General features: G+C 35.6%; 11 protein-coding genes. 5 read left to right on the top strand and 6 right to left on the bottom strand.

Translation table 11 applies throughout. From position 1 onward, the window contains the following. Positions 1-106: 106 nt before the first annotated feature. The 3 genes from pyk to R8495_RS05635 form a co-directional block, all read right to left on the bottom strand. The gene (gene pyk, locus R8495_RS05625) at positions 107-1,870 is read right to left on the bottom strand and encodes a pyruvate kinase (RefSeq protein ID WP_317636541.1); all 1,764 of its coding nucleotides are present in this window, start codon (positions 1,868-1,870) and stop codon (positions 107-109) included. A 23-nt stretch (positions 1,871-1,893) separates the two neighbouring features. Then, on the bottom strand, positions 1,894-2,853 hold the full coding sequence (gene pfkA / locus R8495_RS05630; protein WP_317636542.1) for a 6-phosphofructokinase: 960 nt from the start codon (positions 2,851-2,853) through the stop codon (positions 1,894-1,896). A 93-nt stretch (positions 2,854-2,946) separates the two neighbouring features. Further along, positions 2,947-6,258, bottom strand: coding sequence for a DNA polymerase III subunit alpha (locus tag R8495_RS05635; protein WP_317636543.1), 3,312 nt, complete (start codon positions 6,256-6,258; stop codon positions 2,947-2,949). A 54-nt stretch (positions 6,259-6,312) separates the two neighbouring features. Here R8495_RS05635 and R8495_RS05640 point away from each other — a divergent pair, with 54 nt between their 5' ends. Continuing rightward, positions 6,313-6,492: a DUF2929 family protein gene (locus R8495_RS05640; RefSeq protein ID WP_317636544.1), complete on the top strand. Its 180-nt coding sequence runs from the start codon at positions 6,313-6,315 to the stop codon at positions 6,490-6,492. A 6-nt stretch (positions 6,493-6,498) separates the two neighbouring features. On the opposite strand, the gene R8495_RS05645 is transcribed toward R8495_RS05640, so the two are convergent. Both R8495_RS05645 and rpmF read right to left on the bottom strand, forming a co-directional pair. Then, on the bottom strand, positions 6,499-6,936 hold the full coding sequence (locus R8495_RS05645) for a DUF1836 domain-containing protein (RefSeq protein ID WP_317636545.1): 438 nt from the start codon (positions 6,934-6,936) through the stop codon (positions 6,499-6,501). A gap of 63 nt (positions 6,937-6,999) precedes the next feature. After that, positions 7,000-7,188 (bottom strand): 50S ribosomal protein L32, encoded by a 189-nt coding sequence (gene rpmF / locus R8495_RS05650; RefSeq protein ID WP_317636546.1) that lies wholly within the window; start codon positions 7,186-7,188, stop codon positions 7,000-7,002. Positions 7,189-7,344: 156 nt separating this feature from the next. On the opposite strand from rpmF, the gene R8495_RS05655 reads away from it, so the two are divergent. Both R8495_RS05655 and R8495_RS05660 read left to right on the top strand, forming a co-directional pair. Next, positions 7,345-8,910 carry an ABC transporter permease subunit gene (locus R8495_RS05655; RefSeq protein ID WP_317636547.1) on the top strand — a complete coding sequence of 522 codons (1,566 nt, stop codon included), beginning with the start codon at positions 7,345-7,347 and terminating at the stop codon, positions 8,908-8,910. A gap of 3 nt (positions 8,911-8,913) precedes the next feature. Beyond that, positions 8,914-9,654, top strand: coding sequence for an amino acid ABC transporter ATP-binding protein (locus R8495_RS05660; RefSeq protein ID WP_317636548.1), 741 nt, complete (start codon positions 8,914-8,916; stop codon positions 9,652-9,654). A 389-nt stretch (positions 9,655-10,043) separates the two neighbouring features. Here the strand turns inward: R8495_RS05660 and R8495_RS05665 are convergent, their stop codons facing one another. Beyond that, positions 10,044-11,258 (bottom strand): IS110 family RNA-guided transposase, encoded by a 1,215-nt coding sequence (locus R8495_RS05665; RefSeq protein ID WP_317634545.1) that lies wholly within the window; start codon positions 11,256-11,258, stop codon positions 10,044-10,046. Between the two features lie 660 nt (positions 11,259-11,918). On the opposite strand from R8495_RS05665, the gene R8495_RS11170 reads away from it, so the two are divergent. Continuing rightward, a complete protein-coding gene (locus R8495_RS11170; protein WP_425613258.1) occupies positions 11,919-12,080 on the top strand; it encodes a helix-turn-helix domain-containing protein in 162 nt (53 codons plus the stop codon). A 118-nt stretch (positions 12,081-12,198) separates the two neighbouring features. Beyond that, complete coding sequence (locus R8495_RS05670; protein WP_317636549.1) at positions 12,199-12,462, top strand: hypothetical protein; 264 nt, start codon at positions 12,199-12,201, stop codon at positions 12,460-12,462. Positions 12,463-12,469: the final 7 nt, after the last annotated feature.

The following is a 12,469-nucleotide window of genomic DNA, read 5'->3' on the forward strand; positions in this document are numbered from 1 at the left end:
TTATCCTTTCTTTTCTCATCAGAATATTATAACGATTTTGATAAAAAAACGCGAAAAGTTTGACCATTCGCGCTTTTAAAGCTATTTATTTAAAATAAATTAAAAACTAGACATTTTCGATCTTACCTTTGTAAACAATGCCGCCTTTTGGATCTAAAGTAATTACTTGTCCATCAGAAACAAGGTTTGTTACGTTTTTTGCTCCTACAATTACTGGAATTCCAAGTGAAAGTCCAACAATTGCAGCATGTGAGGAAAGTCCGCCATGTTCAACAACTAAACCAGAACATTTCTCGATTGCTGAAGTATAATCCTTGTCAGTAGTTTTAGTAACTAAAATGTCACCACTTTGAACTTTAGCAAGAGCTTCTTCAGCGCTTGTTGCAACTTTAGCAGTTCCAACAAATGAATGATCACCAATTCCACTACCTTTAGCAAGTTTTGAACCGATTAGTTGAACTTTTAATACGTTAGTAGTTCCAGTTTCGCCAACAGGCACTCCAGCAGTAATTAAAATCAAATCACCTTCTTCAGCAAAGCCTAATTCTACAGCTTTTTGAGTTGCTAAATCAAATAATTCATCAGTTGAATTAGGATTTTTAACTAACACTGGTTGAACACCCCAGTTAATTGTTAAACTTCTTTGAACGTCTTCATTTGGTGTTAATGCCAAAATATCAGCTTTTGGACGATACTTAGAAATCATACGTGCCGTGAAACCAGACTGTGTTGCAGCAACAATTGTCTTAACTCCAAGATTTTTTGCAATATGTGCGACAGATTGTCCAACAGCTTCCGTAACATCAGTTTTATCAGACAAACGTTTAAGGGCAAAAGCATCTTGATTTATCAATGAACGTTCTGTTCTCTTATCAATTTTAGCCATTGCAGCTACGGATTCTACAGGATAATCACCATTTGCACTTTCACCTGAAAGCATTGTAGCATCAGTACCATCGATAACAGCATTAGCAACGTCAGTAACTTCTGCTCTTGTAGGACGTGGGTTTTCTTGCATTGAATCAAGCATTTGAGTTGCAGTAATAACTGGTTTGCCAACTGCATTACATTTTCTGATCAATTCTTTTTGAACAAAAGGAACATTTTCAAAAGGAATTTCAACACCCATATCACCACGAGCAATCATTAAACCATCTGAAACTTTAATGATGTCATCGAAGTTATCAATTCCTTCTTGAGATTCAATTTTTGGATAGATTTTAACAGTTTCTTTATGTTTCTTCTCAAGTAATTCGCGAATATCTAAAACATCTTGAGGCTTACGAACGAAACTAGCTGCAATAAAGTTAATTCCGTGATCGAGTCCAAAATTAATATCGTCAGTATCTTTTTCAGTAATACCAGGAAGTTTGATTTCAACACCAGGTGCATTTACACCCTTCTTTGATCCAATTTTACCTTCATTTTCAACAACAGTGATTAATTCTTTGTGTTCTTCATCCTTACCAGTAATCTTAAGATCAACCAAACCGTCATCGATTAAAACGTGACCACCGACCTTTGTATCATCAAAAAGTCCTGGATATGTAACAGCAATTTTACTAGGATTACCAGTTAAGCTAGCATCCATAGATACACGAATTTCATCTCCAACGTGTGCTTGAAATTTGCCGCCTTCTTGATCAGTTGTTCTGATTTCAGCACCTTTGGTGTCGAGCATGATTCCTACTAATTTTCCGGTGATTTTTTCAGCTTCACGCACCATGTTCATCCTTGAAAGATGTTCTTCGTGGTCACCGTGTGAGAAATTGAAACGGAAAACGTTAGCTCCGGCATTAATCAATTTTGTAATAATTTCGGTTGAGTTACTTGCTGGTCCTAGTGTTGAAACAATTTTTGTTTTTTTCATGTATTTATATTTGCTCCCTTTTTCTAATAAGATAATGTGTTTGCTAAATCGTACATTGATAAATCTGTTTTGGCCTTGGAATCAAACAAATCTAACATCGAATGATGAGTAATAACACCCTTTTCAATTCCCACTGCTTGACCGCCTTGTCCGTCAAGAAGTAAATCAACAGCATAACTTCCCATTCTTGACGCTAAAACACGATCAGAAGCTGTTGGCGCACCACCTCTAACAACGTGTCCCAAGGCAACTCCTCTAATATTGTCGATACCTCTATTAGCAAGTTGGTCTGTTAAATCTTGAGCATGAATTGCTCCTTCAGCAGTAATAATGATTTGATGCTCATGGCCACGTCTACGGGCATCTTTAACTATTCCTGCAATTTCGTCAACGTCAAAAGGCTTTTCAGGAATAATTACAGCTTGGCTTCCAGATGCAATAGCTGTTCTTAAAGCAATTTCACCTGAATTGCGTCCCATTACTTCAACAACAAAAATTCGACCATGACTTTTCGCTGTATCACGTACTTTATCAATCTCCTCAACTGATGTCTGAATTGCAGTATCAAAACCAATTGTTCGATCGGTAAAAGGAATATCATTATCAATAGTTCCCGGAAGCCCAATTGCATTATAACCTTGTTCGGTCAAACGAACAGCACCATGATAAGATCCATCACCACCAATTGTGACCAAAGCATCAATTCCATGTTTCTTTAATTGTTCAATCCCTTTTAGCTGGTATTCTTTCTCAGCAAATTCCGGATATCTAGCTGTATAAAGCGTCGTACCGCCTAATTGGATTAAATCGGAAACTTCTTTTTCCTTGATTTCAAAAATGTTTCCCTCTACTAGTCCTTTGTATCCGTAATTTATTCCACACACTTCGAGCTTTGAGCTCAGTGCTTTACGGGCAACGGCTCTAACCGCAGCATTCATGCCAGGCGCATCCCCGCCACTTGTCAAAATACCAATACGTTTCATTTAAAATAAACCACCTCAATAGATTTTCTTGGATCAAAAAATATTCCAATCGGGCTTAATATTACCACTAACCGCCTATTTTGTCATAAATTTTCAATTTAATTTACGATCTCGATAAACAAAATGTTCTTTACCTACAAGCTTTAAAAGAGATTCGTAAAATTCTTCATTGACGTCAACCCAGCTGTTTGGAGCTAAAAGAACATTTTTTTGATGAGTATTATCGATCAAATAAACCGGACTCAGTCCATGATGTTTTTTAAGTAGCTTTTGAAGAAGTTGTAAATCAGGGTTTGAAATATTTGAAATGTCAATAAATAATTTATTTTCGTCGAATTTTTTCTTGGCCTCGTTTAAGGAAAATATTTGAGAAATAACAAAATTTAGTCCTTTAGTACGTTCTCGAGTTTGACCATATAGAGCACTTTTTTGTCCTTCAACGATTTGGTTACGTAATTCAAAATAGCGATCAGAAAATACTACGCTATCAATTTGATTTTCTGTATCATCCAAAGTTAAAAATGCCATTTGTTTCCCAGTTTTGTCCTTAATTGTTCGAACTTTTAAAATCGAGGCAAAAATCCAGCAATCTTTACCATTTTTTAAACTTTGAATACTTTGAGCGTGATAAATTTGTGAAAGTTTTTGAAATTCGTCAAAGGGACTACCGTGTAAGTACAGGCCTGTTAAATCGTGCTCCATTTCAATTTTTTCATCATTTGAAAAGTCGGGATATTCATCCCAACGTGGTTTCAACTGAGCAAATAAATTAACATTATTTTGGGAGAACTTCAAACTGTCGAGGTTTGTTTTTAAGTTTTCAGTCAATTCTCTGCGATTAGAGTGTAAATCGTCACAAGCTCCTGCTTTAATCAAAGGAATAAAATTATCTTCACTCAAAAATTGGTGATCCATCCGGCTTAATAAATCGTTAAAATCTTGATACTTACCGTATTTTAAGCGCTTGTTCACAATTTCTGTAATAAAATCTCGCCGAAGCCCTTTAATAATTATTAGACCCGAAACAATTTTTTCTCCGTCGTCAGTAAAATTAAAAAAACTTGTATTGACGTTTGGACCAATCACTTCCAGTGAACGCTTACGAGCTGCATTAATAAAGTTTCGTAAACGGTCAAAATCTCCAAGAGCGGTTCCCATTTGAATTGCAAAAAAGTGGAGCGGAAAATGGGCCTTAATGTAGGCTAGCCAGAAAGCAAGCATACTGTAAGCGACGGAGTGAGATTTATTAAATCCGTAATTTGAAAAATATTCGATTAGATCATAAACCTTCTTGGCTTGCTCTGCACTGTAACCTCGGTTTACAGCACCGCTAATAAATTTTGCCTGATACTTTTCTAAAAGTGGTCGATTTTTCTTACTCATTGCTCGCCGAAGCATATCCGCTTCGCTTAAAGGAAAACCAGCCATTACATTGGCAATTTGCATCACCTGTTCTTGATAAACAATTACGCCATATGTACTCTCAGTAATTGAATTTAAAGGTAGAAGATCTGGATCGGTGTTTTCGGTTTTCTTTAATTTATGTTCAATATAGGTGTTAATTTGTCCCATTGGTCCTGGGCGAAATAAGGCATTTGCTGCCACAATATCGTTAAAATTTTCAACATCCATATTTATAAGTACGCGCTTCAAGCCACTTGATTCAAACTGAAATACTCCGTCGGTATCACCATCATGAAAAATTTTCAAACTAGCTGGATCATGTTCATTAATGGCTTCAACTTGGAAATTAGGGTCATCGTAGCGCCGAACCAAATCGACCATTTTCTTTAAAATACTGAGATTTCTTAAACCAAGAATATCTATTTTTAAGAGGCCAAGTTCTTCAACATCATGATAAACGTACTGGGTAATTAATACGTCGCTTCCGTTGTCCTCAAGTGGAATTTTGTTAACTAATTTTTCTTCAGAAATGACAACTCCTGCCGCATGAATTGAGGGTTGACGAGGCAATCCTTCGATCTTTTTTAAAATACCCCAAAGCATTCGACCAAAAGAATCAGCGCTCACGAGTTTACGAAATTCAGCTGACTCCTCGTAACATTGCTCTAAAGTTACGTGTAAATGTCGTGGAACGGCATTAATCCAGCGCGTAACCGTTTGGTTATCTGCCGAGAAAATCTTGAGACAATCCCTCAGGCTTCTTTTAACACCCAGAGTTGAAAAGACAATGATTTGAGAAAAATTTTCTTTGCCGTATCTTTTTTGTAAATACTTTATAATGTCCGATCGTTTATCATCCGGCACATCGAGATCAATATCTGGCATATTTACTCGTTCTGGGTTCAAAAAACGTTCAAAAAATAAACCATATTTAATTGGATCTACCTTTGAGATTCCCAAAGCATAAGATACAAGAGAACCAGCGGCCGATCCTCTACCCGCTCCTAGTTGAATTTGGGCAGAATTAGCATAATTGACAATATCCCAAATAATTAGAAAATAATCAGCAAAGCCCATCTTCTCGATAACTTTCAATTCATTATTTGCTCGCTTGAGATAATGTGAGTCTTGATCTTTGCCAATTTTTTTTAGTCCATCGCTAACCAATTTTGCTAAATATTCATTAGATTCCTTGAGTGTCGATTTAAAGTGCGGCAATTCGGTTTTTTCTTTAGTGATCGTCACGTTTAACTCTTCTGCCAAACTATTTGCATTAGCTATTGCCTCAAATAAATCCCCCTGCTTAGAATTTGTAATCTCTTTGACCGATTTTAATTCCTGAATACCTGGCGCGCTAAGTAAAGGATCAGCTGGATTAAGAATTGCTTGCTCATCAATTGCACGCAAGACCTTTAAAGCAACAGCATCTTCAGCGTTTAAATAACGCACATCAGCTAAATAAACTATTTTTATTTTTTGTTCTTGATAAATCTTCTCATAAATTTCGAGAGTTGAAAGAGTGGTCACTGCTGGACAATAACCTAAATACAGGGTTGAAAAAATTTCTTGGTATTTAGTTAGTAATGCCTCAGTCTCCTCGATGTTATTTTGAAATATTTCATTTTCGAGGGGATGAATAATTGCTGTAATCCCGGCAATAAAATCTTTAAATTTGGTTAGATCGAACCCAATTTGTTCACTGTTAATTAATGTCGAAATTTTCAGCAAATTATGATAACCAATTTGATTTTGAGCAAGCAAAACAACACTCACATCAGACCCTTTAAAACCCTTAGTTTGTAGAGTCATCCCAATAATTGGTTTGAGATCATTGGCCAAACATTGATCGTAAAATTGAATGGCTCCGTGTAAGACATTGTAATCGGTGATTGCTAAAGAACTATATCCCCGATTTTTAGCAGTTTGCACTAAATCTGGAATTTTAATAGTCGAATTAAGCATCGAATAACACGTGATTGTATTTAAATTAGCAAATTTCATTATCTTTTTTATTTCCAAAAATGTGTTACAATTTCCACCTGAGAGGTGAAATCAATGAAACATTTAACATCAATGGTGTGGATTGTTGCTTTTTTTCAAATCTTAGGCTTCATTGGTTCTAGTTTAACCAAATCGGTCTATAATCCGCTCCAAGTTTTAGTAATTTCACTTATTTTCGGGGTTATCTTTACGATAGTTCCGACAGAATTAGAGAAATTGACTAAGAAAAATTAATCTTCTTTAAGGTTCTGAAATAGGATCTTGTAGAAGATTTTTTATTTGCCTTTTTGCAATTAAAATTCCTGATAACTGATCAAGAACTTGAGGCAAATCAGACCCGATTGAAGTTGTTTGGCTTAAACGCTCATTAAACAGCTCAATGAACTCATTGTAGTGATCTTCAATTTGACTTTCAAGAAAAAGATGCTGCTTAAGAGTAATGATTTCTTCAAGCGTGAAAATTCCCTTCATCAAATTTATAAAAATTAGCTGAGCGACATGAGTCCGGTTATATTTCTTTTTAATTGGTGGATCAATTAACTTTTGTTTAACGTAATTGTTGATCATTGAAGCACTTATAATTCCGCCATAATCTGCACTAGCTTCGTTTACTACATTTACAGTTTGATCTTTATACAAGTCGAAATTTGGTAATTGATCCCATGTTGGTATTGACATTTTCCCTCGCTTAAAGTTTTCAAAAAAAAGATCAAGGTCACCCCTTGATCTTTAATTACTTAATTATGAAGGATTTTGGGTTTTACTTTGTAAAACTGGCTTTTCCTTATAAATTCCGCTTGGAGATACGTGGTGACTTAAACTATATTCACCATTGATTTCATCAAAATGAATAGCTGGTGCTGTTAGTTTCTTATTGCCACGACGAATCCGTTTCTTCGTTTTCGAAGTTCTTCTTGCCGGTGTTGCCATTATTTGAACTCCTATCTCTAAATTATTACAACATTCCAATTATAGCCAATTTGACCAATAATACAAGTCCTTTCCTCACCAAACTCTCAAAAACATTGACACGATTGGATTTTAACCCTAAAATACGTACTTAAATAAACAAAAGGGATCAAGGAAATGAGCTTAAAAAATAAAAAGTGTTTTTGGGGTTTGATTTTTTTTTCGTTTTTATTTTCTTTTCTAATCGTTAGCAGCCAACCTGTTGCTGCAGCCAAGAAAGAATTTAAAGTCGGAATGGAAGCAGGATACCCTCCTTTCAATTGGACACAAGTTGACGATAGCGGCGGTGCCGTAAAGATTGAAGGTTCAAAGCAATATGCCAACGGATATGATGTCCAGGTTGCAAAAATTATTGCTCAAAAGTTAGATCGAAAATTAGTAATTGTTAAAACGGTCTGGGACGGGTTAGCACCTGCACTTACATCGGGTAAAATCGATGCAATCATTGCTGGGATGTCTCCAACTGCTGAACGAAGAAAAACCGTCGATTTTTCTGAACCTTACTTGGTTTCAAAACCAATTATGATCGTTCGTAAAAATTCTCCTTACGCAAGTGCGACTTCGATTCAGGATTTTAAAGGTGCGAAGATTACATCTCAGTTAAGCACATTTCTATATGATTTAATTCCTCAAATCAATGGTGTTAAGCAAGAAACTGCGATGAATGACTTTTCGGCCATGAGAACAGCTTTACAAAGCGGTGTTATTGATGGATATGTTGCACAAGAACCTGAGGGAATTAGTGTTGAAAATGCCATTCCATCTTTAAAAATGATAAAGTTTGCTGACGGCAAAGGGTTTAAAAGTGAGAGCGCTGATGATGCTTCTGCTGTTGGACTTAGAAAAAATAGTCCTGACCTTCAAACGATTAATCAAATCTTAGCAGGTATCAGCCACTCTAAAAGAGAAGAAATGATGACATGGGCTGTTAAAAATCAACCGCAAACAAGTGAAAAAAAAGTTAATTGGTTTTTAAACATCTTTGAAAAATACGGAACTTTGCTTTGGAATGGAACTTTAACCACCCTTTGGATTTCCTTACTTGGTACAATTATTGGATTTTTAATTGGTCTTTTAGTAGGAATTGTCCGAACGGTCCCTCTCGCCAAATCCAAAGGCAAACGCATAGGACAAAAAATAATTAATTTTTTATTTCGAGTTTACATCGAAGTTTTCCGTGGGACTCCAATGATGGTACAAGCCGCAATTTTTTATTACGGCTTGGCGCAGGCTTTTCAAATTGATGTCAATAAATTAGCGGCTGCGCTGTTAATTGTTTCGATTAATACTGGGGCATATATGTCTGAGATTATGCGAGGTGGAATTGAATCTGTTGATCCAGGACAAAGAGAAGGTGCGCTAGCGCTTGGCATGTCTCATTTTCAGATGATGAAAAAAGTTATTTTGCCTCAAGCAATCAGAAATTCATTGCCAGCCGTTGGGAATGAATTTGTCATCAACATTAAAGATACTTCCGTGCTTTCGATTATTTCGGTTACTGAGCTCTTTTTCAACGGTCAAACCATTGCAGGTCAGACTTATCAATTCTTCCAGAGCTTTTTTGTAATCTGTTTGATCTACTTGTTCTTAACTTTCACGGTTACTCAGATCTTAAAATTCTTTGAAAGAAAAATGGCTGGCCCTAATACGTATAACTTAATGGCTAATCAAATTCAGGTGTAAAAAATGACCGAACAATTATTCGAAATAAAAAATTTAAAGAAAAGTTTTGGCAATCATTTAGTTTTAAAAGATATTTCTTTTAACGTTGAGAAAGAAGAAATTATTTCTATTATCGGGTCTTCAGGCTCAGGAAAATCAACTTTGCTTCGTTGCCTTAACCTATTAGAAGATCCAACTGATGGTGAAATAATCTATCAAGGGAATAATATTTTAGATCCCAATTTTGATTTGAATCACTATCGTGCCAAAGTAGGAATGGTCTTTCAATCTTTTAACCTGTTTAATAATTTGACAGTGTTAAATAATTGCATTGTGCCACAAGAAACAGTTTTAAAAAGAGATCATGAATTAGCTAAAACTACAGCTATTCAAAATCTCGAAAGTGTTGGGATGGAACAATTTTTGGAGGCTAAACCCAGTCAGCTTTCTGGTGGACAGAAACAACGAGTAGCAATTGCTAGAGCAGTTTCAATGGATCCTGATGTATTGTTGTTTGATGAACCGACTTCTGCTCTTGATCCTGAAATGGTTGATGATGTACTTAATGCGATGAAAAAATTAACCGAGATTGGTTTGACGATGATTATTGTGAGCCATGAAATGCAATTTGTGCGAGATATCTCAAATGAAATTCTATTTATGGATGAGGGAGTGATCTTGGAACATGGTAACCCGCATGAAATCTTTGAAAATCCTAAGGAAGCACGAACTCAAGATTTTCTAAAACGTTATTTGAATCGTTAGAAAAGTTTCCAGAAGACAAACAGAAGTTTTTCTACGATTAGTCAAGCGATTTTGAAATATTCTTTTATAAATAGCAATTTATTTATCCCCAACCTCTATTACTGGTCTAGTTGGGGATTTTATATGTCTTAAATATCCGAAATGTGATAGTTATTACGGTTACTGCCGCCTTTTTTTAATCAGTGAGCCCCAATTGGTCTAGTTAAAATACCGAATAAATATTGTTTGGTAATCAGATTATCAAAGTTGAAACAATATTTCATAAACTAACTCATTTACGTTTTTGGATTATAGAAAAGCTGATTTGTTTGTTTTTTTAGGTTCACTAAATAACCACTATTAATATTTTTTTGAAATAGTGCTATATTATTCTTGTAATCAAAAATAACCTATTGGCGCTTTGACGTCGGATTATAAGAATATTTCTGATTTTTGGTAATCAAGATGTACGTCGTTCTGAGAAGGCGGTGCATCGAAGCAATGGCAATCTTCTTAGTCGAATGAGACGAAGCAGATTGCTTTTTGTTTCGGTAATAATCTGCAACATGCATCTGTTTAGTGCTTTTTGTGCTTGTTGCTGCCACAATATTCATAACCATCTGGTAAAGAATCTTGCGGGCATACGGATTACCTCGTTTACTGATATGATCAGCTGCTTCGTAATTTCCCGACTCGTAGTGTCTTAGGTCAATTCCCACAAAAGCATTTACTTTATTAGCTGACGTAAATCGTCTAATGTCTCCAATTTCAGCAATAAATAGGACTGCCGTAACCTCTCCAACCCCTGGAATACTAAGTAAGATTTCGTATTCTGGTTGATCTTGTGCTAATTTGGTCATTTCCTGGATTAATTCATGCTTTAAATCTTGGATTCTAAGTGCTTCACCCGCCCAATAGTGAACCTGTTTAACTATACTTGAACTATTGTTGACAGCAGGATGACAGGTTTGTGCTAAATCTTGCAATTTAACAGCAATTTTTAGTGCCCTGGCTTGTGACATTCTTTTGTCGGTAGAACTAAGAACAATTTCTGCAAGTTCCTTAGTTGTGTCCACTGGTACCATCGTACTTAGAGGATACTTCTTAACCAAGTTCCAATAGAGCGTGCCATTAGGAGCGCTCAGAATTCTCTCGATACTTGGAAAAGTCAGCTGGAGTACTCGATGAAGCCTGGTCTTAGCTCTAACTAGATCAGTATTGATTTCCTGGTAAAAACGGCTTAAATCTTTTAGCTGTTCATAAACGGGGTCCTGCTGATAACTGGGTTTACGGTTAAATTGAAACTGAGTTTGAGCCAGATTGAAAGCATCAGTTGCGTCAGTTTTACGAGGACGTAAACTATCCAACTGTTTCTTGGCAACCAAGGGATTAAGGCAAGTATATTGATACCCATGATCTTGTAGCATTCTTTGTAAACTGCGAGAATAGACCCCTGTTGCTTCAAAGACAATCTCCGGTTCTTTAACCGAGTTAAGATCATTTAAAAGGCGATCAAAACCGATTTGATCATTGTCAAATTTATATTGGTTCACGACATTTTGATTAACCGAGATGGCCACATTTAAAGTTTTGCTGCTAATATCAATTCCGAAAACAGTTCTCATTATTTAGTACATCCTTCCTTGAAGTTCAGTTCATTAAATCTTTACTTATCTAATTTTCTATACTCGACGACTTGCGTCCAACATTCTAAGAACAGACCTTAATAAAGATCATGAAGTTGCCAGTTTTTTATGCGACGACTGAGCGCCAAAACCTCCTGCGACTTTTGCCAACTTCACGCCTACTTTATCATTAAAAAAAGTAGTGAATAGTTGATTCCGTCGAATCCATCTATCCACTACTAATCTTAGAATGTTTATTATAAGAATTACGTTTAATTTTTTTAAAACCCTTAATCGAGAAATTTTATCGCTATATTCTGGTTATTAATTGTGCAATAGTAAGAAAGCCTGGCATCAAATTTTTCGTCGTTTTTCCCTTGAATTATTGACAATTAAGTTTGATAAAAATCTATATATGTAGGACTATCGCAAAAATATAGTCGGGAAATTCAATATTTAGGGATGGTAATGATAACTCCAGTAAAAAAATTAAGGCTTGTCCTATGTTAATTTAATCATTGCTTCAGTTTTAAAAGCCATATGCCCAAGGGTTGGATCGTTTTTTATCTTTTCAGGTCGATGCAAATTGCAGAAATAATTCGAAGATAAATATATTGTATCAATAATTGTAATCTCAATATTCATTAACAAAAATTAGCTGTGATAGAATACTATCAAACAAGTGGTCAAGGTCTCAGCTTTATTGCCGCTCATTTTGGGATTCATCCATCGCAAGTTCAAAGGTGGAATTGTCTCTTTGAAGAACAATCCGCAGGAACCAAAGCACAAGTAGTAAATTCTTTACGGCACTGCTTAAATTAGTAAAATTACCAAGAGCGACATTTTATGACCGCCTAAAACGCAACAATAAGTCTGATAAATATCACAAACTTAAAGAATTCATTTGTGTGCATTAAAAGCAGGGTTTAAATGTTCTCCCATGACCATCAACAGATTAATGGGATCACTAGACTTAGAGGTAACCGTTTATTCTCGTCACAGTAGTAATTATCATTCATACAAGGGAAACATTGGAACGGTAAATGATAATATTTTAAATCAGAAGTTTAATGCCAAAGAACCTTATACAGTAATTCATACTGACATCGCACAAGTGAAGCTGAGTAATGGACAATGGGGCTATGTATCAGCAGTTATTGATGAAGCAAACCAAGAGATCATCGGGACAGTTGTTTCAAGTTAAGCAAACA

The organism is Xylocopilactobacillus apicola, from assembly GCF_033095985.1.
GTDB lineage: Bacteria > Bacillota > Bacilli > Lactobacillales > Lactobacillaceae > Xylocopilactobacillus > Xylocopilactobacillus apicola.

Coding starts and splice junctions, on each gene's coding strand:
- R8495_RS05665 (WP_317634545.1), bottom strand. CDS start 11,258: ATGAGAACTGTTTTCGGAATTGATATTAGCAGCAAAACTTTAAATGTG.
- R8495_RS05655 (WP_317636547.1), top strand. CDS start 7,345: ATGAGCTTAAAAAATAAAAAGTGTTTTTGGGGTTTGATTTTTTTTTCG.
- R8495_RS05640 (WP_317636544.1), top strand. CDS start 6,313: ATGAAACATTTAACATCAATGGTGTGGATTGTTGCTTTTTTTCAAATC.
- rpmF (WP_317636546.1), bottom strand. CDS start 7,188: ATGGCAACACCGGCAAGAAGAACTTCGAAAACGAAGAAACGGATTCGT.
- R8495_RS05670 (WP_317636549.1), top strand. CDS start 12,199: ATGACCATCAACAGATTAATGGGATCACTAGACTTAGAGGTAACCGTT.
- pyk (WP_317636541.1), bottom strand. CDS start 1,870: ATGAAAAAAACAAAAATTGTTTCAACACTAGGACCAGCAAGTAACTCA.
- R8495_RS05660 (WP_317636548.1), top strand. CDS start 8,914: ATGACCGAACAATTATTCGAAATAAAAAATTTAAAGAAAAGTTTTGGC.
- R8495_RS05635 (WP_317636543.1), bottom strand. CDS start 6,258: ATGAAATTTGCTAATTTAAATACAATCACGTGTTATTCGATGCTTAAT.
- pfkA (WP_317636542.1), bottom strand. CDS start 2,853: ATGAAACGTATTGGTATTTTGACAAGTGGCGGGGATGCGCCTGGCATG.
- R8495_RS05645 (WP_317636545.1), bottom strand. CDS start 6,936: ATGTCAATACCAACATGGGATCAATTACCAAATTTCGACTTGTATAAA.